The organism is Thalassobaculum fulvum (genome assembly GCF_014652915.1).
In the GTDB taxonomy this organism is placed as follows: domain Bacteria; phylum Pseudomonadota; class Alphaproteobacteria; order Thalassobaculales; family Thalassobaculaceae; genus Thalassobaculum_A; species Thalassobaculum_A fulvum.
Map to the genome: position 1 here is coordinate 286,112 of NZ_BMZS01000009.1, position 21,571 is coordinate 307,682.

Annotated in this window: 23 protein-coding genes; 13 read left to right on the plus strand and 10 right to left on the minus strand. The window is 70.2% G+C overall.

Features of this window, described 5'->3' with window-relative positions; translation table 11 throughout:
- The first annotated feature begins 187 nt into the window (after nt 1-187).
- From ccoN to ccoS, 8 genes are read left to right on the plus strand one after another with little or no spacing between them, the layout of a single operon-like run.
- Nucleotides 188-1,858 (plus strand): cytochrome-c oxidase, cbb3-type subunit I, encoded by a 1,671-nt coding sequence (gene ccoN, locus IE246_RS19460; protein ID WP_229837386.1) that lies wholly within the window; start codon nt 188-190, stop codon nt 1,856-1,858.
- 4 nt (nt 1,859-1,862) lie between these two features.
- Nucleotides 1,863-2,603: a cytochrome-c oxidase, cbb3-type subunit II gene (gene ccoO / locus IE246_RS19465; RefSeq protein ID WP_189992750.1), complete on the plus strand. Its 741-nt coding sequence runs from the start codon at nt 1,863-1,865 to the stop codon at nt 2,601-2,603.
- A 10-nt stretch (nt 2,604-2,613) separates the two neighbouring features.
- The gene (locus IE246_RS19470; protein WP_189992752.1) at nt 2,614-2,763 is read left to right on the plus strand and encodes a cbb3-type cytochrome c oxidase subunit 3; all 150 of its coding nucleotides are present in this window, start codon (nt 2,614-2,616) and stop codon (nt 2,761-2,763) included.
- A gap of 3 nt (nt 2,764-2,766) precedes the next feature.
- Entirely contained in the window at nt 2,767-3,639 is an 873-nt protein-coding gene (gene ccoP / locus IE246_RS19475) for a cytochrome-c oxidase, cbb3-type subunit III (RefSeq protein WP_189992754.1), read from the plus strand.
- A gap of 40 nt (nt 3,640-3,679) precedes the next feature.
- Nucleotides 3,680-5,170 (plus strand): cytochrome c oxidase accessory protein CcoG, encoded by a 1,491-nt coding sequence (ccoG, locus tag IE246_RS19480; RefSeq protein WP_189992756.1) that lies wholly within the window; start codon nt 3,680-3,682, stop codon nt 5,168-5,170.
- Nucleotides 5,167-5,715 (plus strand): FixH family protein, encoded by a 549-nt coding sequence (locus IE246_RS19485; RefSeq protein ID WP_189992759.1) that lies wholly within the window; start codon nt 5,167-5,169, stop codon nt 5,713-5,715. The genes ccoG and IE246_RS19485 overlap by 4 nt, the downstream gene beginning before the upstream one ends.
- A gap of 11 nt (nt 5,716-5,726) precedes the next feature.
- Nucleotides 5,727-7,985, plus strand: a complete 2,259-nt coding sequence (locus IE246_RS19490) for a heavy metal translocating P-type ATPase (RefSeq protein WP_189992761.1) — start codon at nt 5,727-5,729, stop codon at nt 7,983-7,985.
- 17 nt (nt 7,986-8,002) lie between these two features.
- Nucleotides 8,003-8,173: a cbb3-type cytochrome oxidase assembly protein CcoS gene (ccoS, locus tag IE246_RS19495; protein ID WP_189992763.1), complete on the plus strand. Its 171-nt coding sequence runs from the start codon at nt 8,003-8,005 to the stop codon at nt 8,171-8,173.
- A gap of 44 nt (nt 8,174-8,217) precedes the next feature.
- Here ccoS and IE246_RS19500 read toward each other — a convergent pair whose 3' ends face one another.
- The 4 genes from IE246_RS19500 to IE246_RS19515 form a co-directional block, all read right to left on the minus strand.
- Nucleotides 8,218-8,472 carry a DUF6460 domain-containing protein gene (locus IE246_RS19500; protein ID WP_189992765.1) on the minus strand — a complete coding sequence of 85 codons (255 nt, stop codon included), beginning with the start codon at nt 8,470-8,472 and terminating at the stop codon, nt 8,218-8,220.
- 177 nt (nt 8,473-8,649) lie between these two features.
- The gene (gene mepK, locus IE246_RS19505; RefSeq protein ID WP_229837387.1) at nt 8,650-9,201 is read right to left on the minus strand and encodes a peptidoglycan L,D-endopeptidase MepK; all 552 of its coding nucleotides are present in this window, start codon (nt 9,199-9,201) and stop codon (nt 8,650-8,652) included.
- Nucleotides 9,202-9,273: 72 nt separating this feature from the next.
- Complete coding sequence (locus tag IE246_RS19510; RefSeq protein WP_189992767.1) at nt 9,274-10,806, minus strand: L,D-transpeptidase family protein; 1,533 nt, start codon at nt 10,804-10,806, stop codon at nt 9,274-9,276.
- Nucleotides 10,807-10,854: 48 nt separating this feature from the next.
- Entirely contained in the window at nt 10,855-11,661 is an 807-nt protein-coding gene (locus tag IE246_RS19515) for a DUF2189 domain-containing protein (RefSeq protein WP_189992769.1), read from the minus strand.
- 412 nt (nt 11,662-12,073) lie between these two features.
- On the opposite strand from IE246_RS19515, the gene IE246_RS19520 reads away from it, so the two are divergent.
- On the plus strand, nt 12,074-12,934 hold the full coding sequence (locus IE246_RS19520) for an OmpA family protein (RefSeq protein WP_189992771.1): 861 nt from the start codon (nt 12,074-12,076) through the stop codon (nt 12,932-12,934).
- A 177-nt stretch (nt 12,935-13,111) separates the two neighbouring features.
- Here IE246_RS19520 and IE246_RS19525 read toward each other — a convergent pair whose 3' ends face one another.
- From IE246_RS19525 to IE246_RS19550, 6 genes are all read right to left on the minus strand, one after another.
- Nucleotides 13,112-13,519, minus strand: coding sequence for a nuclear transport factor 2 family protein (locus IE246_RS19525; RefSeq protein WP_189992773.1), 408 nt, complete (start codon nt 13,517-13,519; stop codon nt 13,112-13,114).
- Between the two features lie 101 nt (nt 13,520-13,620).
- Nucleotides 13,621-14,484, minus strand: coding sequence for an SMP-30/gluconolactonase/LRE family protein (locus tag IE246_RS19530; RefSeq protein WP_189992775.1), 864 nt, complete (start codon nt 14,482-14,484; stop codon nt 13,621-13,623).
- Between the two features lie 4 nt (nt 14,485-14,488).
- Nucleotides 14,489-15,244: an SDR family NAD(P)-dependent oxidoreductase gene (locus IE246_RS19535; protein ID WP_189992777.1), complete on the minus strand. Its 756-nt coding sequence runs from the start codon at nt 15,242-15,244 to the stop codon at nt 14,489-14,491.
- A 14-nt stretch (nt 15,245-15,258) separates the two neighbouring features.
- Complete coding sequence (locus IE246_RS19540; protein WP_189992778.1) at nt 15,259-16,437, minus strand: fumarylacetoacetate hydrolase family protein; 1,179 nt, start codon at nt 16,435-16,437, stop codon at nt 15,259-15,261.
- A 5-nt stretch (nt 16,438-16,442) separates the two neighbouring features.
- Nucleotides 16,443-17,288, minus strand: a complete 846-nt coding sequence (locus IE246_RS19545; RefSeq protein ID WP_189992779.1) for a fumarylacetoacetate hydrolase family protein — start codon at nt 17,286-17,288, stop codon at nt 16,443-16,445.
- Nucleotides 17,289-17,508: 220 nt separating this feature from the next.
- Nucleotides 17,509-17,922: a hypothetical protein gene (locus IE246_RS19550; protein ID WP_189992780.1), complete on the minus strand. Its 414-nt coding sequence runs from the start codon at nt 17,920-17,922 to the stop codon at nt 17,509-17,511.
- Nucleotides 17,923-18,249: 327 nt separating this feature from the next.
- On the opposite strand from IE246_RS19550, the gene IE246_RS19555 reads away from it, so the two are divergent.
- The 4 genes from IE246_RS19555 to IE246_RS19570 are packed head-to-tail and all read left to right on the plus strand — an operon-like array spanning nt 18,250 to nt 21,564.
- Nucleotides 18,250-19,266 carry an NADP-dependent oxidoreductase gene (locus IE246_RS19555; protein ID WP_189992781.1) on the plus strand — a complete coding sequence of 339 codons (1,017 nt, stop codon included), beginning with the start codon at nt 18,250-18,252 and terminating at the stop codon, nt 19,264-19,266.
- Nucleotides 19,263-19,970 (plus strand): glutathione S-transferase family protein, encoded by a 708-nt coding sequence (locus tag IE246_RS19560; protein ID WP_189992782.1) that lies wholly within the window; start codon nt 19,263-19,265, stop codon nt 19,968-19,970. Before IE246_RS19555 ends, IE246_RS19560 begins: the two co-directional genes overlap by 4 nt.
- The gene (locus IE246_RS19565) at nt 19,967-20,926 is read left to right on the plus strand and encodes a 2-dehydro-3-deoxygalactonokinase (protein WP_229837388.1); all 960 of its coding nucleotides are present in this window, start codon (nt 19,967-19,969) and stop codon (nt 20,924-20,926) included. The genes IE246_RS19560 and IE246_RS19565 overlap by 4 nt, the downstream gene beginning before the upstream one ends.
- Nucleotides 20,923-21,564, plus strand: coding sequence for a 2-dehydro-3-deoxy-6-phosphogalactonate aldolase (locus IE246_RS19570; protein ID WP_444545908.1), 642 nt, complete (start codon nt 20,923-20,925; stop codon nt 21,562-21,564). Before IE246_RS19565 ends, IE246_RS19570 begins: the two co-directional genes overlap by 4 nt.
- Nucleotides 21,565-21,571: the final 7 nt, after the last annotated feature.

The following is a 21,571-nucleotide window of genomic DNA, read 5'->3' on the forward strand; positions in this document are numbered from 1 at the left end:
CCGATGCCGTTGCCGTGCGTCTGCCGAGTATAGGGCGGGGCCGCGGCGCGGGCAGCCGGGCCTGCCGGCATTTCGCACCTGCGAACGCAGCCTTGATCCAAGTCAACGCACCGCCCTACCGCCGCCTCTAAGTTGCCGCAATGCCCGCACCCGCGGGCGTTCCGGCTTATATTGGGGGTGTTTGACCATGCGAGCGAGTGACAGCACCATCAACGTGCTGGGCCTCGATTGGGCGGTCGGACTTCTGCTCGGTGTCGGCGCCGTCGTCAGTCTGTTCCTGATGGCGGGCGCACCGACCTGGGAGTTCGGCTTCCATGGAGCCCTGTTCTTCGCGTTCTTTGCCGGCGGCTGCTTCCTTCTGGTGAAGCGGCACTACGACTTCCGGGAGGGCCTGATCGGCGCCCCGAAGGCCGTGGACGGCGTCGCCTACAACGACGGACCGATCCGGCTTGCCGTCATCGCCGCGGTGTTCTGGGGCCTGGCGGGCTTCCTGGTGGGCGTCGTCATCGCCTTCCAGCTGGCGTTTCCGGCGCTGAACTTCGACCTGCCGTGGACCAATTTCGGCCGGTTGCGCCCGCTGCACACCTCGGCGGTGATCTTCGCGTTCGGCGGCAACGTCCTGCTCGCGACCTCCTTCCACGTGGTCCAGCGCACCTGCAAGGCGCGGCTGGCCGGCGAGCTGGCGCCGTGGTTCGTGGTGTGGGGCTACCAGCTGTTCATCGCGCTCGCCGGTACCGGCTACCTGCTCGGGATCACCCAGAGCAAGGAATACGCCGAGCCCGAGTGGTACGTGGACCTGTGGCTGACCATCGTCTGGGTGGTCTACCTGCTGGTGTTCCTGGCCACCCTGTGGCGCCGGCGCGAGCCGCACATCTTCGTGGCCAACTGGTTCTACCTGGCCTTCATCGTCACGATCGCGATGCTGCACATCGTGAACAACCTGGCGCTGCCGGTCTCGCTGACCGGCCCGAAGAGCTACCAGGTGTTCGCGGGCGTCCAGGACGCGCTGACCCAATGGTGGTACGGCCACAACGCGGTCGGCTTCTTCCTGACCGCCGGCTTCCTGGCGATCATGTACTACTACATCCCGAAGCGCGCCGAGCGGCCGGTGTACTCCTACCGGCTGTCGATCGTGCACTTCTGGGCGCTGATCTTCCTGTACATCTGGGCCGGCCCGCACCACCTGCACTACACCGCGCTGCCGGAGTGGTCGCAGACCCTCGGCATGACCTTCTCGGTGATGCTGTGGATGCCGAGCTGGGGCGGCATGATCAACGGCCTGATGACCCTGTCGGGCGCCTGGGACAAGCTGCGCACCGATCCGGTCCTGCGGATGATGGTGGTGTCCGTGGCGTTCTACGGCATGAGCACCTTCGAGGGCCCGGTCATGTCGATCAAGGCCGTGAACTCGCTCAGCCACTACACCGACTGGACCGTCGGCCACGTGCACTCAGGTGCGCTCGGCTGGGTCGGGTTCGTGAGCTTCGGCGCCCTGTACTGCCTGGTGCCGATCATGTGGAACCGCAAGCGGCTGTACTCGCTGCGGCTCGTCGAGTGGCACTTCTGGGTCGCCTCGATCGGCATCGTCCTCTACATCACGGCGATGTGGGTCTCGGGCATCCTGCAGGGCTTGATGTGGCGGGCCTACGACAGCCTGGGCTTCCTCGAGTACTCGTTCGTCGAGACCGTCGAGGCCATGCATCCGTTCTACGTGATCCGGGCCTGCGGCGGCCTGCTGTTCCTGGCCGGCGCCCTGATCATGACCTACAACCTGGTGCGGACCGCCCGTGGCGACGTGGAGAGCGAGGCGGGCGAACCCGCAGCGGCTCCGGCTGCCGCCGGCGCGGTGGGAGGCTGAGCCAATGGCAGTCATGGACCATCACGGCAAGATCGAGCGCAACTCGATCCTGCTGACGGTGCTGGTGCTGATCGTGGTCTCGATCGGCGGCATCGTGGAACTGGCGCCCCTGTTCTACCTGGAGAGCACGATCGAGAAGGTGCAGGGCATGCGTCCCTACACCCCGCTCGAGCTCGCCGGCCGGAACATCTACATCCGCGAGGGCTGCTACAACTGCCACAGCCAGATGGTGCGGCCGTTCCGCGACGAGAACGAGCGGTACGGCCACTACTCGCTGGCGGCCGAGAGCATGTACGACCGGCCGTTCCAGTGGGGCTCCAAGCGGACCGGGCCGGACCTGGCCCGGGTCGGCGGTCGCTACTCCGACGAGTGGCACCGTGCCCACCTGGTCGACCCGCGCTCGGTGGTGCCGGAGTCGATCATGCCCGGCTATCCGTTCCTGGCCGAGCGTGAGCTCCGGTTCGGCGACATCGCCGCCGACCTGAAGACCAACGCGGTTCTCGGCGTGCCGTACGACCAGGCCATGATCGAGGCGGCGGTGAACGACGTCCGGATCCAGGCCACGGTCGACGCCGACGGCGTCGAGGACTTCCAGGCCCGGTATCCCAAGGCCCAGGCCCGTGACTTCGACGGCGATCCGGCGCGGATCACCGAGCTGGATGCGCTGATCGCGTATCTGCAGATGCTCGGCACGCTCGTCGACTTCTCGGTCTACGAGCCGACCGCTGGCGACAACGCACGGTGAGGAGGCGGACATGACCTATCACGACGTCTCCGTGTTCGCGCAGTCCTGGGGCCTGGTGTTCCTGGTCGCGCTGTTCATGGCGGCCTGTGCCTACGCGCTCTGGCCGGGCAACCGCGCCCGGTTCGAGCGGGCCGCCCGCCAGCCGCTCGAGGAGGATTGATCGATGGCGCACGTCGCTGACAAGGACCCCGTCAGCGGGGTCGACACCACCGGCCACGAGTGGGACGGCATCAAGGAACTGGACAACCCGTTGCCGCGCTGGTGGCTGTGGGTGTTCTACGCCTGTGTCGTCTGGTCGATCGGCTACTGGATCGTGATGCCGTCCTGGCCGCTGGTCTCCAGCTACACCAAGGGGGTGATCGGGTTTTCGCAGCGCGAGAACCTGATCGAGGAGATCGCCGCGGCCAAGGCCGACCAGGCGCAGTGGCTCGACCGGATCAAGACCGCCTCGGTCGAGGAGATCCGGGCCGATCCGCAGCTGCTGGAGTTCGCGATGGCGGGCGGCCGGTCGGCGTTCGCGGTGAACTGCTCGCAGTGCCACGGCCAGGGTGCCGCCGGCTCCAAGGGCTATCCGAACCTGAACGACGACGCCTGGCTGTGGGGCGGCACGCCGGAGCAGATCCTGTTCACGATCACCCACGGCATCCGCAATGCCGACGACCCGGACGCCCGCTGGTCCGAGATGCCGAAGTTCGGCAAGGACGGGCTGCTGGACGCCAAGCAGATCGGCGACGTGGTGGAGCATGTGCTGGCGCTGTCCGGCCAGGACCACGACGCCGCCCGGGCGGAGGCCGGCAAGGCGGTGTTCGTCGAGCAGTGCGTGGCCTGCCACGGCGACGACGGCAAGGGCAACATCGAGCTCGGGGCGCCGAACCTGACCGACTCGATCTGGCTGTACGGCGGCGACCGTGCGGCGGTGACCGAGTCGGTGGTGAACGCCCGCTTCGGTATCATGCCGGCGTGGGGGTTGAAGCTCGACGAGGCGACCCTCAAGCAGCTTGCCGTCTACGTCCACGCGCTCGGCGGCGGGCAGTAGGGCGGCGGGCAGCAGACTCAGGCCCTGTGAGGAACGTGCCATGAATCTCGTGGAGCTGGCGAAGGCGGCAGAGGTCGGCGGGTCCCCCGTCGAACAGTCCGACGCCGCCGCGGTGAACCGGAAGGAGAACCGGCCGCTCTACAAGGGGCGGGAGCCGATCTACCCGAAGCTCGCCCATGGCACGTTCCGTCGCCTGAAGTGGATCGTGATGGCGATCGCCCTCGCGATCTACTACGTCACCCCCTGGATCCGGTGGGATCGCGGTGCGAACCTGCCGGACCAGGCGGTGCTGATCGACTTCCCGGCCCGCCGGTTCTACTTCTTCTTCATCGAGATCTGGCCGCAGGAGGTCTACTACCTGACCGGCCTGCTGATCCTGGCGGCGTTCTCGCTGTTCCTGATCACCGCGCTGGCCGGCCGGGTATGGTGCGGCTACGCCTGCCCGCAGACCGTCTGGACCGACCTGTTCATCATGGTCGAGCGGATGGTCGAGGGCGACCGGGCCGAGCGCATCCGTCTCGCCAAGGCCCCGATGTCCGCCGGCAAGCTGGGCAAGCTCGTCCTGAAGCACGGGATATGGCTGCTGATCGCGATGGCGACCGGCGGCGCCTGGGTGTTCTATTTCGCCGACGCACCCGCCCTGCTGCGCGACCTGGTCACCCTGCAGGCCGTGCCGGTCGCCTACATCACCATCGGCATCCTGACCTTCACGACCTACAGCCTCGGCGGGCTGATGCGCGAGCAGGTGTGCACCTACATGTGCCCGTGGCCGCGCATCCAGGCCGCCATGCAAGACGACGAATCGCTGATCGTCTCCTACAAGGACGATCGCGGCGAGCCGCGCATGCCGTTCCGCAAGGGCCAGGACTGGTCGAAGCGCGGCGACTGCATCGACTGCCGGCAGTGCGTGGCGGTCTGCCCGATGGGCATCGACATCCGCGACGGCCAGCAGCTCGAATGCATCGCCTGCGCGCTGTGCATCGACGCCTGCGACGACGTCATGGTCAAGATCGGCCGGCCGAAAGGGCTGATCGGCTACGACACCCTGCTCAACCACGACCGGCGCAAGCGCGGCGAGGCGACGCGGGTGCGATGGCTGCGGCCCCGCACCGTCCTGTACGCCGGCCTGATCGCCGTCGTCGGCCTGATCATGCTGATCGCGCTGACCACGCGCTCGACCCTCGACGTCAACGTCCAGCACGACCGGAATCCGCTGTTCGTGAAGCTGGCCGACGGTTCGATCCGCAACGGCTACACGGTCAAGATCCTGAACAAGGAGCACGCGACCGCCCATTTCAGCATCGTCTTCGACGGCCTGCCGGCGCACGAGGTGTCAATCGTCGGGTACGAGCCCGGCCGGACCACCGGCATCGAGGTCGCGCCGGACCGCCTGGCCGCCTTCCGGGTGTTCGTCGCGGTACCGGCCGATTCCTTGAAGTCCGACCTGACCGATATCAATGTGGTGGTCCGCGACGAGGACAATGATCGGGAGGCACGCAGCTCCTCCATCTTCCGGGGACCCGAGAAATGAGCATGCTTCCCGTGTCCGGCGATCCGCTTCCCGGGACCGGCGCCGCCGGCGGCTTCCGCATCACGGGCCGGCACGTGCTGGCCGCGATGCTGGTGTTCTTCGGCATCGTCATCGGCGTCAACGTCACCTTCGTGCACCTGGCGCTGAGCAGCTGGACCGGTCTGACCGACCACCAGAGCTACCGCAGCGGCATCAGCTGGAACCGCACGCTCGAGCGCGATGCGGCGCAGAAGGCGCTCGGCTGGACGGCCGCGGTCGACAGCCGGTTCTCGGGCGACGCGGTCGCGGGCGGCCGGCCGTTCGAGGTGACGGTGACGATCCGCGACCGCGACGGGCACCCGGTCACCGGCCTCGCCTTCGCCGGCGAGGCCCGGCATCCGGTTCTGGAGATCGACGACCGGTCGCTGACCTTCGCGGAGGCCGGCGGCGGGGTGTACCGGGGGACGGCGGTTCTGCCGTCCGCCGCCGACTGGGAACTGATGCTGGTCGCGACCCGCCCCGACGGCTTCGAGTATCGCATCGAGACCGTGGCCGCGGTCCGCTGACGGAGGCAGGAATGGCGCTGGAGGCTCCCGCGAACGACACGTCGATCGGGGGCGCATGCTGCTCGATCGGCGGGCTTGCCGGCCCGGCGGCGCGGGCGGCGACCGGCGCCGATCCGCGGGCCTATGTCGCGGTCGGCGACGACGGGGTCGCCCGGCTCGACGCCGTGGTCGAGACCCTGGAGTGCCCGTCCTGCGTGCCGTCGATCGAGGGCGTGCTCGGCCGCCTCGACGGCGTGCTCGCCGCCCGCGTGAACGCCAGCCAGCGCCGCATCCACCTGGAGTGGGACCCGAAGCGGGTCGATCTCGACCGGATTCTCGGCGGGCTCGACGATCTCGGCCACCGGATCGCCGCCTACGACGCCGGGCGGCTCGGTGGCAAGGGGGTCGACGAGATCGGCCGCGGCCTGTTGCGGGCGCTCGCCGTCGCCGGCTTCGCCTTCGCCAACGTCATGCTGATCTCGGTCGCCGTGTGGGCCGGCCTCGCCCAGGACATGGGGCCGGGCACCCGGGCGTTCCTGCACTGGATCTCGGCGCTGATCGCCATGCCGGCGATCGTCTATGCCGGCCGGCCGTTCTTCCGCTCGGCCCTGGGCGCATTGCGCGCCGGCACCACCAACATGGACGTGCCGATCGCCATCGGGGTGTCGCTGGCGACCGCGATGAGCCTGCTGGAGACCACGCGCAACGGCCCGCACGTCTACTTCGACGCGGCGCTCGGCCTGCTGTTCTTCCTGCTGATCGGCCGGTTCCTGGACCGCTCGCTGCGCGGCCGGGCGTTCGCCGCCGCCCAGAACCTGCTGGCCTTGCGCTCGGTCAGCGCGACCGTCATCGGCCCCGATCGCCGTACCGAGGTGCGTGCCATCGAGGCGGTCCGTCCGGGCGACGTGGTGGCGGTGGCGACCGGCGAGACCGTGCCGGTCGACGGCAGGGTCGTGGCCGGCCGGTCCGAGGTCGACGCCGCCCTGGTGACCGGCGAGAGCCTGCCGCAGCCGGTGGCCCCCGGCGCGATCGTGCACGCCGGCACCGTCAACCTGGCGGCCCCGATCGAGGTCGAGACCGCGGCCGCCGGCGCCGGCACCCTGCTGGCCGAGATCGCCGCGATGATGGACCGGGCCGGCCAGGCCAAGGCGCGCTACGTCCGGCTGGCCGACCGGGTCTCGCGGATCTACGCGCCGGTGATCCACGCGGTGGCGCTGGCCGCGTTCGCCGGCTGGATGGCGCTCGGCGGCGCCGACTGGCGAGAAGCGCTGATGATCGCGGTGGCGGTACTGATCGTCACCTGCCCGTGCGCCCTCGGGCTCGCGGTGCCGGCGGTGCAGGTCGGCGCGGTCGGCCGGCTGCTCAAGCGCGGCGCCTACGTGAAGAGCGGCGACGCCCTGGAACGGCTGGCCCGGGTCGATACGGTGGTGTTCGACAAGACCGGCACCCTGACGCTCGGCCGGCCGCGGCTGGAGGGTATCGACGGGGCCGCGGATACCCTCTCGGTCGCCGCCATGCTGGCGCGCCGCAGCACCCATCCGCTGGCGCGGGCGCTGGTCGCCGCCGCCGGCGAGGGGCCGGCCGCCGAGACCGTGCGCGAGGAGCCGGGCTGCGGCCTGGAGGCCGAGATCGACGGCGTGCCGGTCCGCATGGGCCGGCGCGACTGGGTCGGCGGGATTCCGGCCGCGGTTCCGCCGCATGCCGGTCCGGAGATCTGGCTGCGCCGGGGCGACACGGCGCCGGCGCGGCTGCGGTTCGTCGACGCCCAGCGCCCGGACGCGGCCGAGACGGTCGCCGGGCTCAAGGCGCGCGGGCTGACCGTGCTGCTGCTGTCCGGCGACCGGCTGGCGGTGGTCGACGACCTGGCCGACCGGCTCGGCATCGCCGACCGCCGCGCCGGGTGCCTGCCGGGCGACAAGATCGCCGTGCTGGAGCGGCTGGCGGCCGAGGGCCGCCGGGTGGCGATGGTCGGCGACGGCCTGAACGACGCGCCGGCCCTGGCCGCCGCCTTCGTCTCGGTGTCGCCGTCGACCGCGGCCGACGTCAGCCAGACCGCGGCCGACGTGGTGTTCCGCGGCGACGCCCTGTCGCCGGTGCTGGAGGCCTACGACGTCGCCCGCAAGGCGGACGCGCTGGTCCGCCAGAACGTCGGGATGGCGTTCGCCTACAATCTCGTGGCGGTGCCGCTGGCGATCGCCGGCATGGTGACGCCGCTGATCGCCGCGATCGTGATGTCGGTGTCGTCGCTGGCGGTCACCGGCAACGCGCTGCGCGTCCAGCGCGGCCGCTGAACCGAGGGGAGGTTGCCATGGTCGCCCTCGTGTACCTGATCCCGGCCGCCCTGCTGCTCGGCGGGTTCGGACTGGTCTGCTTCCTGTGGGCCCTGAAGACCGGGCAGTTCGAGGATCTCGACGGCGCCGCCTACCGGGCCCTGCACGACAGCCACGACGACCGCTACAAGGACGACCGGCTCGACTGACCGGCGGGGCCGGTCCTATGTGTGGCCCGGATGCGCCGGTACGTCTACTTGCCGCGCTGCCGGGACCACTCGATCAGGTACAGGACCCCCCAGATCGGCACCACGATCATGGCGCCGACCAGCACGTAGGACACGATCTCGCCCAGCGACCGGCTGACCCAGTTCAGCAGCGCGTCGAACCGCTCGAACACGCCGCGCAGGAGCTCCAGCGGCGTGATGTCGAGGACCGACAGCCCCCAGCCGACGAAGAACGAGATGATCAGCAGCTTGACGATCGTGCCCGGGGTGATCTTCGGCATGGACGCGGTCCGCGGAATTGAGGCGCTGGGGAGGGTCATAGCAGGCGGCGGCGGGGTCTGTCTGCATTCCGCCGGGGCGGGGGCTGCCCGGCACCGTCCGCCGCATCGACGGCGGAAGCCTGCCGGGCGATGCCTCGACCGTCGAGCGCCGGCGACCGGGAACGCCGGTGCCGGCCGTCAGGCGCCCCAGGTCCGGAACCGGCCGCAGTCGATGTGCACGAAGTTCGACCGCGTGTACCTGCCGACCCCGCCGAGCCGCAGGTCCATGGCCGCTTCGGCCACGGTCTTGACCCGCTTGCCCGGCACCCGGATGTCGATCGCCATGCCCTGCAGATGCAGGCTGCGCTTGGCCACGCCCGAGCTGTTGGCGCGCAACAGGGCGTTGGAGCGGGGCGAGCGATAGCCGCAGACGATCCCGACGCGGTCGGTGATGCCGAGTTCGACCGTCAGATCGTGCAGGAAGTCGAGCACTTCCACCTCGATCGGGTGGACCGAGCCGTCCCGGTGGTCGCGCAGGAACCGATTCATCTTGGCCAGCGCCTCGGGCAGGTACCGGCCGTTCTGATGGTAGACGATGTCGACCACCTCGCCGGTATGGAGGTGGCGGAGATTCAGCCGCCGCCGGACCAGCGCCGCCGGCATCCGCGGTTGCGCCTGAGCCACGCCGCCGAGCCCGGCGACCAGAGCGGCGGCCCCGAGGCCGGTGAGCAGCGAGCGCCTGGACGTCATACGGTGGTTCCGTTGCGGTTCCGCTCGATCATCGTCTCGAACTCCTTTCGGTCCGGTTCCGGGGCGACCGGGTCACAACCCGAGAGCCTTGGCCAGCAAGGCGTCGCGGCCGTAGACGTCGTCGCGGAATTCTACCGTTCCTCCCTCGCCGATCCAAGCCGTGAGGTAGGCGAGGTGCACGGGCACCGGTTTGCCGAGGTTGACGCGGGTGGTCGCCCCGGCCTCCAGGATCGCCTTGATCCGGCCCGCGTCCTGGCCGTCGGCCTCGAGCAGGGCCTCGGCCAGCGCCAGCGGCCTCTCCAGTCGGATGCAGCCGGAACTGAACGTCCGCACCGGGCGGTGGAACAGGGCACGGGCCGGCGTGTCGTGCAGGTAGACGTCGAATCGGTTGGGGAACATGAACTTCACCCGTCCCAGGGCGTTCTGGTCGCCCGGGCGCTGGACCAGGCGATAGGGAAAATTGCCCTTGCCGACGCGCGTCCAGTCGACGGCGGCCGGGTCGAGCTTCGCCGAGGCCTCCTGCCAGCCCTTGAACACATCGTAGCCGCCGGCCGGCAGGAAGCCGGAATCCTTGCGGATCTTGGGCAGCAGGTCCTCGATCGCGATCTTCGGCGGGACGGTCCAGGTCGGGTTGAACTCCAGGTAGCGGATCCGGTCGCTGAAGGTCGGGGTCTCGCGGTACTGCCGGCCGACGATGACCCGCATGGTCAGCCGGGTGGTGCCCTTCCTGACGTAGTCCAGGACGAAGCCGGCGAGGTTGACGAACACGTGGTCGTCGCCAAGTTCGTCCGGGATCCAGCGGAACCGCTCCATGTTGAGCTCGATCTGCCGGATCCGTTCCTCGACGGTCACGTTGAGGGCGGCGATCGTCCGCTTTCCGATCGCGCCGTCGGGGATCAGGCCGTGGCGGCGCTGGAACGCCCGGACCGCGATCTCGAGGGTCGGGTCGTAGTGGTTCGACGGCTCGTCCGGAAGCGTCAGGTCCCTGGTGGCGGCGAGCCGCCGGCGAACCGCGCCGACCCGCGGATCGGTCATGCCGGGTTTCAGCGTCTCGCCGGGCGCCACCGTGTTCCAGCCGCCGGCGCCCTCGATCGTCCGGTACTCGGCGAGCAACCGGCGAAGACGACGGTAGATCGGATTGGCGGGCGCCAGGTCGGCGATCGTCCGGGCCGGGTCGGGCGCCGAGGCCACGGCTTCGAGCAGCGCCTGCGCGTCGACGTCGCGCCGGTAGACGAACAGGTCCGGGTCGGCGCGCTGCGGCGCGATCCGGCCGGTCTGCAGGTCGACCAGGTAGTTCACCAGCGACGCCGTGACCGCCCGGTCGAGGTCGCCGGCGGATTCGGCTTCGGCAACGGCGTAGTCGTCCGCCGCGAGGGCCTCGCGGCCGGCGTCGTTCAGGGCCTGCACCACGGCCTCGCCGCGGGCGTTGAGGGTCGGTGGGGTCTGCTCCTCGGTCCAGGCCGGGGCGTCCCCCCGCGCGGCATGGAACGCCGCGACGATCCGCTCGGTGTCGAGATCCTGGGTGCGGGCTCCGGTGGTCGGCAACAGGGCGAGCGCCAGCGCCACGACGATCGCCCGCCCCATGCTGATCGGTCTTCCGGTCATGATCCTCCCGGTGTGCCGGTCGCGCGGCCCATCATTCCCGTCGCGGGGCTAACCGGCGTCCGGTTCGACCCCGTCGATCACCTGACGATAGGCGTGCCAAGTAGCATGGCCGAGCAGCGGGAAGGTGACAATCAGGCCGACATACAGGGTCACGATGCCGACCGCCGTCATCACCACGATCAGCCAGCCCCAGACCAGCATCGGCCAGAGGTTGGCCCGCACCGCGGCGACGCTGGCGATCATCGCGCTCACCGCGTCCATCTCGCGCACCATCAGCATCGGCACTGCGAACGCCGCGACGGCGAACACGCCGACGGCGATCACGCCGCCGGCGGCCGAGCCGACCGCCAGCATCCCGAGGCCCTCCGGCGTGAAGAACACCAGCTGGATCGACTGCTCGAAGCCCGGGAAGTCGCTGAGCCCGAAGAACAGCGCGTAGACCAGCTGGGCGATCCGTATCCAGGCCAGCAGCATCAGCATCAGCAGCGCCCCGAGGAAGGCGAGCTGGGCCGGCGAGCGGGTCTTCACGAACAGTGCGGGGCCGAGCCCGACCGTCTCGCCCGTGGCCAGCCGGCGGCTGGTCTCGTACAGGCCGACCGCCAGCATCGGCCCCACCAGCATGAAGCCGGCGGCCATCGGCATCAGCATGTACTGCATGTCGAGATGGAACAGGCTCCAGGTCAGCACCCCGCTGATCGCGGCGAACAGCAGGCCATAGGCCAGGCTGACCTGCGGGACCGCCCAGAGGTCGCGCCAGCCGGCACCGAGCCAGGCCCATGGTGCGTCGGGCTGCACGGTGTGCACCGCCGGCTCGGCGGCGGCACGACGCACGGGTATCGACTTCGCCTTGGCCATGCTTCCCTCCCTGGACCGGTCTACACGCCGACTCCCGAATCCATCAAATCAGACCGCTGTGCCCTGCGTTGGATCAATTCTAGCGTCGGATTTTGGCCGGACGGCGGAGCCATGGGCCCCGAGCGACGATCTTCGGCAATTCGGCGACCGGTTGCCAGCCCCGACGCGGAATCCCGGCGAAGGCACGTGGATACCGCGCCTGCTGTGTCCTTTGGGGAACAACCGGTTTTCGATTCGGAGGCTTTCCCCGTGTCTGGATTGGACTTTTTCGCTAAGTGCTGCATATTTCCCTGCGTGCCGACGGCCGGTTGGCCGGCGGTACGGCGGGAGGCGGGTTTCGCGTTCCCGATCGGATGTCGGGGGCCTGCCGTCTCAGAAACGAGGCGTGACAGATCACGAGAAGGAGACGCGCATGTTCACCAGAATGATCGGTGCCACCAAGCTGGCAGTGGCCGGCGCTGCGCTGCTCGGGTTGAGCGCGTGCGCGGGCTTCCAGCTCGAGAACGCCAAGGGCCTCTCGCCCTCCGGCGATGCGTTCAGCGCCGCGCTGTACAAGGAGTACATCCTCCTTTCCGAAATGGAGTTCGCCGAGGGCGACTACGCGGATTCCGACGAGTTCGCCGCCCGTGCGGTCGCGTCCGCCAACGGCAACCCGCCGGCGCCCGAGGAGCTCAGCGCCCGCAATCTTCCGGGTGCGGCCCAGGGTGAGCTGGCCGAGGCCCGCCGGATGCTGACCGAGGCTCTGGCCGCCGGTGCCGGCGCCGCCAATCCCGAGGCTGCCGCCATGGCTCAGGGCGGCTTCGACTGCTGGATGCAGGAGCAGGAAGAGAACTTCCAGCCGAAGGACATCATGTGGTGCAAGGACCGCTTCAAGGCGGCGATGGCCAAGCTGACCGTTCCGGCTCCGAAGGCCGAAGCGCCGAAGCCGGCGATCACCTTCGCCAACTTCACGGTGTACTTCGACTTCGACAAGTCGAGCCTGACGCCGGAGACCCAGTCGACCCTGATCGACGCGGCGAACGCCGCCGACGACATGGGCGCCGGCTCGATCACCGTGTCGGGCTATGCCGACCGCTCCGGTCCGGCCGCCTACAACATGAAGCTGTCGCAGCGCCGGGCCGAGGCGGTGGCCACGGAGCTGACCACCCTGATCGGCGCCAACGCGCCGGCCATGACCCTGCAGGCCTTCGGTGAGACCCAGAACAAGGTGGTGACGCCGGACGGTGTGAAGGAAGCCAAGAACCGCCGGGTGAAGATCGAGATCCGCAAGTGATCCCGACCTGAAACCGGTCGTGTGATCGGCGGGGCGGATGGGCGACCATCCGCCCCGTCGGCTTTTCGGGGCCCTGTTCTGTCGCCCTGTGGTGTTCTGTCGCCCTGTGGTGCTCTGTCACCCTGTGGTGCTCTGTCACCCTGCGGTGCCCGCCGCGCAGCGGCGGGCCACCAAGGACTACTGCAGGCGGCCGCGCTGCGGCGGCGGGTCGTCGAACTGCGGCTTCTCGGCGACCGGCGACGCCTGGTGATGGATCAGCTTCCAGCCGCGGGCGTCGAGCGCGAACAGGTTGGAGGCGACCAGGGTGCCTTCCTCGATCAGCTCGTAGCAGTACACCTGCGCGAAGTCGCCGTAGAGCAGGACCCGCGGCTGCCGGCATTCGATCGCCGGCGAGGCCGGGTTGCCGAACAGCCCGATCCAGCTGTCCATCACCGCTTCGCGGCCGAACAGCGGCTGCCAGCCCGGGTGGATGCACGACACCGGCAGGTGCCGCGACCACAGCTCGTCCATGCCCTTGAGGTCCTTGAGAGCGAAGGCGAGGTAGAACGCCTCGTTGGCGAACAGTACGGCCGCTTCCTGGCTCATCCGCTTCCTCTCGCCCGGTGGCCGCGCCCCGCGTCGGCTCCGGTGGCGGGACGCTAGCACGTTCCGGGAGAAGCGTCAGTCGGCACCATTGCCGGGCCGCGTCAGCCGGCGACCGGCGGCGGCGCCCAGCCGCGGACCCCGGGGTCGATCCGGAACAGGTCGCCGGCCTGCGGGTGCGCGGTCCGGTCGAGGCCGATGGCGGCCGTAGTCACCACCAGCCGGTCGAGGCCGGGGCCGGCGAACGCGCATTTCGTGACCTGCGGGGCCGGCAGGGCGATCGCCCGGTCGCGGCCGCCGTCGGCGCGGAACCGGGTGATCCGGCCGCCGCCCCAGTGGCAGACCCACAGCCCGCCCTCGGCGTCGGTCGCCATGCCGTCGGGGTAGCCGTCGCCGTCGCCGAACCGCACGAAGGCGCGCCGGTTCGACAGCGTGCCGTCGGCCGACAGGTCGAACGCCCAGACCGTCCGGCCGACGGTGTCGGTGTGGTACAGGGTGGCGCCGTCGGGCGAGACCGCCGGCCCGTTGGTGACGACGTAGGGGCCGTCCTGCGGGCTGGCCGACGGGCCGTCGGGGGCGAGCCGCCACAGCCGGCCGGTCGGCCCGGCCTCGGAATCGTCCATGCTGCCGAACCACAGCCGGCCGACAGTGTCGGTGGTGGCGTCGTTCAGCCGGTTGTCGGGCCGGTCGGCGTCGACCGCCAGCCACGGCCTCGGATCGGATCCGGGCGTCCACAGCGCCAGCCCGGACTTGAGGCCGAGCACGAAGCCGCCAGCCGCGCGCGGCACCACGAAGCCGACCCGCTCGGGCATCGGCCAGCTTGTCGTCGCGCCGTCCGACCAGCGCCAGCGGTGCACCGCCGGCTTCTTGATGTCGACGAACCACACGCAGCCGTCGGCCGGGTTCCACAGCGCCCCCTCACCGAGGACGGCGCCGAGCGGCCAGACGGTCTCGACCGCCGCGGGCATCGCCTCAGTAGGTCCCGCGGCCGCCCGAGCAGTCGAACACCGCGCCGGTCGAGAAGCTGGCCTCCTCCGACGCCAGCCAGGTCACCAGGGCGGCGATCTCCTCGACCAGGCCGAACCGGCCCATCGGGATCTTGCTCAGCATGAACTGGGTGAACTCCGGGGTCATCTGGTCGAAGATGTCGGTCTTCACCGCCGCCGGGGTGACGCAGTTCACGGTGATCGGGGTGTCGGCCAATTCCTTGCCGAGCGACTTGGTCAGCCCGATCACCCCGGCCTTGGCGGCCGAGTAGGCCGGCGCCTTCGGGTTGCCTTCCTTGCCGGCGATCGAGGCGATGTTGACGATCCGGCCGTAGTTGCGCGCCCGCATGTAGGGCACGACTGCCCGGCAGCACAGGAACACGCCGGTCAGGTCGATGTCGATGACCCGGCGCCAGGCGTCGACCGGGTACTCCCAGGTGGTGGTGTTCGGGCCGGTGATGCCGGCCGAGGCGACCAGGATGTCGATCCGGCCGAACTCGCGCTCGACCTCGGCCGCGGCCCGGTCCACCGCCTTGTCGTCGGTCACGTCGACCACGGCGGTGTGGATCCGCTCGTCGGGCAGGCCGAGCGCCGCCTTGCTCTCGTCCAGCTTGGCGCCGTCGGCGTCCCACAGGCTGACCGACCCGCCGCTCGCCGCGATGCGCTGGGCGATGCCGAGGCCGATGCCGCGCGCGCCGCCGGTGATGATGGCGCTGCGGCCGGAGAAGTCGTAGGCGACCATTGGAAGTCTTCCTCTCAGATCAGGCCGCGGCGGGCCAGGTTCCGCATCAGCGCGCCGGCGCCGAAGGTCCAGGGCGGGATCCGGTCGGCCCGGCCGACCCGGTTGACCAGCGCGCCGAGCCTGGCCGAGCGGATCGTCACCACGTCGCCGAGCTTGTGGGTGAAGCCCTGGCCGGGGGCGTCGCGATCCTTGGTCGGGGCGAACAGGGTGCCGGTCATCAGCACCAGCCCGTCCGGGTACTGGTGGTGCGGGCCGATGGCGTGGGCGGCCAGGTCGGCGACGTCGCGGCTGATCCGCTTCATCGACGAATGGCCGTCGAGCACGAACCCGTCCTCGCCCTCGACCCGCAGGTCGAGCTCGGCACTGCGGACGTCGTCCAGGCCGAAGCCGTCGTCGAACAGCCGGATGAACGGGCCGAGCGCGGCCGAGCCGTTGTTGTCCTTGGCCTTGCCGAGCAGCAGGGCGCTGCGGCCCTCGACGTCGCGCAGGTTGACGTCGTTGCCGAGGGTGGCGCCGGCGATCCGGCCGTCGGCGGCGATCGCCAGTACGACCTCGGGTTCGGGATTGTTCCACGACGAGATCGGGTGCAGGCCGACCTCGGCGCCGACCCCGACCCCGGCCAGCGGCGGCGCCTTGGTGAACACCTCGGCGTCCGGCCCGATCCCGACCTCGAGGTACTGCGACCACATGCCCCGCTCGATCAGGGCGTCCTTGAGCTGCATGGCCTCGTCGGAGCCGGGCACGATCTTCGACAGGTCGAGGCCGATCTGGCCGACGATCTCGCCGCGGATGGCGTCGGCGGCCGAGGCGTCGCCCTTGGCCTTCTCCTCGATCACCCGCTCCAGCATGCTCTCGGCGAAGGTCACGCCGCAGGCCTTGATCGCCTGCAGGTCCGACGGGCAAAGCAGCCAGGGCTTCGACGGGTCGCGCCGGTCGTGGGCGGAGTTGGCGAGGATCTCGCCGACCGTCCCGACCTCCTCGCCGGCCGCGTCGCGCGCCAATGCCGCCGCGTCCGGGCGGTTGATCAGCTCGGAGACGGTCGGGACGGCGGCGCTGATATCGACCACCCGGTCGCCGCGCAGGGCGACGACCGACGGACCGTCGGCATCGGGCCGCCAGACCCGGCCGACCAGGGTGGCCTGCCGCCGGTCCTCCGGCAGGCAGGCCTCCACGGTGAGGTTCAGCTCGGCCATCGCCGTCAGTCGGCGACCAGCTTCTGGGTCTGCTCGCCGAGCCCGGCGATGCCGAGATGCATCTCGTCGCCCGGCTTCAGGAACACCGGCTCCGGCTTGATGCCGAGGCCGACGCCCGGCGGCGTGCCGGTCATGATCACGTCGCCCGGATGCAGGCTGAACATCTGGCTGAGGTAGTGGATGATGTGCGCGACCGGGAAGATCATGGTCTTGGTGTTGCCGGTCTGCATCCGCTTGCCGTTGACGTCGCAGAACATGTCCAGGTCCTGCGGGTCGGCGACCTCGTCGGCGGTGACCAGCCACGGGCCGATCGGACCGAAGGTGTCGCACGACTTGCCCTTGGTCCACTGACCGCCGCGCTCGGCCTGGAACTCGCGCTCCGAGACGTCGTTGGCGACACAGTAGCCGGCCACGTAGCTCAGCGCGTCGGCCTCGGAGACGTACTTGGCGGTCTTGCCGATGACCACGCCGAGTTCGACCTCCCAGTCGGTCTTCTTCGATGCGCGCGGGATCCGGACCTCGTCGTTCGGACCCTGCACGGCGCTGGTCGCCTTCATGAAGACGATCGGCTCCTTCGGGATCGCCGCACCGGTCTCGGCGGCGTGGTCGGAGTAGTTCAGGCCGATGCAGATGACCTTGCCGATGCCGCCGACGCAGGCGCCGATGCGCGGGCTGCCGTCGACCTTCGGCAGGCTCTCGGGGTCGACGCCCTTCAGCTTGGCGAGGCCGCCGGCCGCCAGGGTGGCGGAATCGATGTCGGAGATCACGCCCGACAGGTCGCGGATCGCGCCCGCGGCGTCGAGCACGCCCGGCTTCTCCTGGCCGCGCGGGCCATAGCGCAGCAGCTTCATGGTGTTTCCCCCTGATTGCAGGTGTCTTGCACGGATCGCCGGGGGCCGCGGGCGCGGACCGGCAGGTCGCGCCGAGCCTCGCAAGCGGGGGGATTTTCGTCAAGCCGCGGAAGCGGGTCGGGCGGCGCCGGGTTCTCAGGTAATCATACGGATCGCCCGCCGCCGCTCGGCGCGGCCCGGGCGCCGTGTCGGCTGCCCGGACCGGAGCCGGCTGTCGTGCTCAGCCCCTGGTCGCGGTCGGCACGGTCGGAACCGAAGCCGCCGACGGCGCGTCCATGTCCGCCAGCCGGTCAGCACACAGCTGGGCTGCGCCGGCCACCACCCCATCCACGCCGGCCAGCGTCACCCAGCCGCCCTTGGCGATGAAGTCGTCGCGCGACCAGGACTGTTCCTTCTTCAATTTTGCCAGAGAGGTCGCGAAACCGTCGCTGCTCTTGAAGTTTGCGACGCAGATGTCGGCGGCGAGCTGCATGCGGCCTTCGGTGCGGGCGCTGTCGGCCATCTTGGTCGCCGTGCCGTTGGTCATCCAGCCGCCGACCGTGAAGCCGAGAACCATCGTGAGCACCGCGCAACCGGCGCAGGTCCAGAACCACAGTGTTTTCGAGGGTTGGAAATCATTCCACTTGCTGAACATCGGTGTGTCTCCTTCGTGAATATAATTTGTGATTTAGTGCGTTCTCGAGGCTATCAATAACAGACATTGTTCTGGAAGTCGAATTATAGAAAAAGTAAAAACAAAAGTATCGGAAATTTAGTGTTTGAATTCAGCGTGATGGATTGGGAAATATTTTTTTGGGACAATTTTGACCGATGGCGGCAGGGACGGAGATAACGCGGTCGATCGGCGGTGAATACGGCCGGCTGAACCCGTTCGGATCCACGAATTCCACACGAAACGAGCGCTGGCCTGCCGTGGCTCGGGCGATATGATCGCATTGGGCGATCATTGATCGGGGTGGCGATGACCGACGACAATCTTCACGTTCTCCTGCGCGCCCGGCCGGCTCCGGCGGTCACCGCCGGCCTGTTCGAGCCGGTGGCGGCGCCGATTCCGACGGTCGGCGAGGGGCAGTTCCTGATCCGCGTGGTGTGGCTGTCGCTGGAGCCGGCAATGCGCGGCTGGATCGCCGAGGCGGCGAACTACTCGAAGCCGGTGCCGCTGGGCACGCCGATGACCGGGTTCACGGTCGGCGAAGTGGTCGAATCGCGGCACCCGGACTACCCGGTCGGCACCGTCGTGCAGGGCCGGCAGGGCTGGCGGCGCTATGCGGTGTCCGACGGCACCGACATCGACCGCATCGTCGACCCGGCGGTGGCACCGATCTCGACGGCGGTGTCGGTGCTCGGGATGAACGGCGCCACCGCCTATGTCGGGCTGGTCGACGTCTGCCAGCCGCGGGCCGGCGAGACCGTGGTGGTGACGACCGCGGCCGGTGCCGTCGGCTCGATGGTCGGGCAGATCGCCAAGCGGCTCGGCTGCCGGGTCGTCGGGGTCGCCGGCGGGCCGGACAAGGTGCGGGCCTGTCGCGACGAGTTCGGCTACGACGCAGCCATCGACTACAAGGCGACGCAGGATCTCGGGGCGGCGCTCGACGGGGCCTGCCCGGACGGCGTCGACTGCTTCTTCGACAATGTCGGCGCCGAGCAGTTCGACCGGGTGCTGGAGCGGATCAACGTTGGCGCGAGGATCGCGATCTGCGGTACCATCGGCATGCCGTCGTTCCCGTTGCCGACCGGACCGCGGCCGAACCGGCAATTGCTGATCAAGCGCGCGCGGATGCAGGGCTTCATCATTCTCGACCACTACGATCGCTATGCCGCGATCATCGACCGGCTGACGCAGTGGCACCGGGCCGAGCCGTTCCGCTGGCGCGAGGACGTGACCGACGGGCTCGAGAACGCCGGCGCCGCACTCGAGCGGCTGCTGGCCGGGCGCAACGCCGGCAAGGCGCTGGTGCGGGTGGGGCCGGACCCATGAGCGCCAGGCCGATCCTGTACGAGCGCGCCGGCGCCGACGGCCTGTGCCCGAGCCCGGTGTGCTGGCGGACCCGGATCGCCCTCGCCCTGAAAGGGGTCGAGGCGGAGCGTCGGCCGATGCGGTTCGCCGATGTCGAGCAGTTGGCTGCGACCACCGGCAGCCGGACGGTTCCGGTACTGGCGGTCGACGGCAGAATGATCGTCGACTCCAACGCCATCGCCGCCCATCTCGACACCATGGCGCCGTCCGGCCCGCAGCTGATGGCCGGCGATGCGGCGACCGTCGGCGCCGACCTGGAGCGCGAGCTCGGGGCCCGGATCGGGCCGCTGGTCGGTGCCGACTTCCTGCGCCGGCTGCTGCCCGAGGACCGGGACTACTTCAAGCAGAGCCGGGAGGCTCGGTACGGCCGCAGCTTCGAGGAACTGGAGACGCTGCGGGCGGGCCTCGAGCTCGATCTGGCGTTCTCGCTCGGCCGGCTGGAGCCGCAGCTCGAGGCGAATCGCTACCTCGGCGGCGACGAGATCGCCTGGCCGGACATCGTCGTCTACAGCTACGTCGCCTGGATCGCCTTCGCCTCGCCGCGCTCGATGCCGGAACTCGTGAACCCGGTCCGCACCTGGTTCGAGCGGCACGACGCCGAATGGCGGGCGATCTGCCTCGAGCCCGCGATCCCGGGAGCGCCGGACGCGGAGCCGGCGCCGTGACCGACGCCGCCACGCCGGGGGGCTCGACCTCGGACATCGCGGCGCTCGGGATCGACTGGGGGACCACGTCGTTCCGGGCCTATCGCCTGGGCCGCGACGGAAGCGTTCTCGAGACGCGGCGGGCCGAGGCCGGAATCCGGGCGATCGACGACGGCGACTTCGAGGGAGCGTTCGAGCAGCTGGTCGGCGACTGGCTGGACGCCTCGCCCGCGGTGCCGGTGGTGCTGTCGGGCATGATCGGCAGCCGCCAGGGCTGGCTGGAGGCGCCGTACCTGGCGTGCCCGGCGGCGGTGGCGGACCTGGCGGCGGCGATGGTGCCGCTCGAGCTGATGCGCGGCCGGCGGGCGTTCCTGGCGCCGGGCCTGTCGACCCGCAGCGCCGAGGCTGTCCCCGACGTGATGCGCGGCGAGGAGGTGCAGATCCTGGGCGCGGTCGACCGGCTCGGCGTCGAGCGCGCCACGCTGTGTCTGCCGGGCACGCATTCCAAGTGGGCCCGGGTCGATGCCGGCCGGGTGGTCGGATTCTCGACCCACATGACCGGCGAGGCGTTCGAGGCGCTGCGCCGGCACACCATCCTGGGAGCGACCATCGAGCACGCCGCCTGGGACGACGCGGCGTTCCTGTCGGGCATCGACCGTTCGGGCGATCCCGGCGGCCTGCTGCACCATCTGTTCGGGGTCCGGGCAGCCGGGCTGTTCGGCGAGCTCGATCCGGCCCGGTCCGGGGCGTTCCTGTCGGGGCTGGTGATCGGGCACGAGCTGCGGGCGGCCGCCGGTGCGCCGGGCGGCAATCGGGGCGACGACCCGGTGATCCTGATCGGCGAGCCGGGGCTGGTGCGGCTGTACGGCCAGGCGCTCGGCCGTCTCGGCGTGGCGTCGCGCGAGGGCCCGCCGGACGCCGCGGCGCGCGGCCTGCACCGGCTGGCGAAGCACTTGAGCGAGGGCGGAACCCGGTGACCGCGATCTCTCCCTGGATGGAACGGCTGCCGCTGGTGGCGATCCTGCGCGGCGTCGAGCCGGACGAGGTCGTCGCGATCGGTGCCGAGTTGGTCGACGTCGGGTTCGCGGTGATCGAGGTACCGCTGAACTCGCCGGAACCGTTCGACAGCATCGGGCGGCTGGCGGCGGCCTTCGGGGACCGTGCCCTGATCGGGGCGGGAACGGTGCTGACGGCCGCGGCGGTCGACCGGGTGGCGGCGGCCGGCGGCGGGCTGATCGTGATGCCGCACGCCGACACCGCGGTGATCCGGGCCGCCAAGCGCGCCGGCCTGTTCGCGGTTCCCGGCTTCGCCACCCCGACCGAGGCGTTCTCCGCCCTCGACGCCGGGGCCGACGCGCTCAAGCTGTTCCCGGCCGAGGCGGCGCCGCCGGCGGTGCTGAAGGCGATGCGCGCGGTGCTGCCGCCCGCCGTTCCCGTCCTGCCGGTCGGCGGCATCCGCCCGGAGACCATGGCCGGGTACTGGGAGGCCGGGGCCGCCGGGTTCGGGCTCGGATCGGCTCTCTACAAACCCGGTGACGCACCTGCTACCGTGCGCGCGAAGGCGGTGGCCTTCCGGCAGGCGATCGACGCCCTGCGCGGAAGCATGACGGCCTGATCGTCTG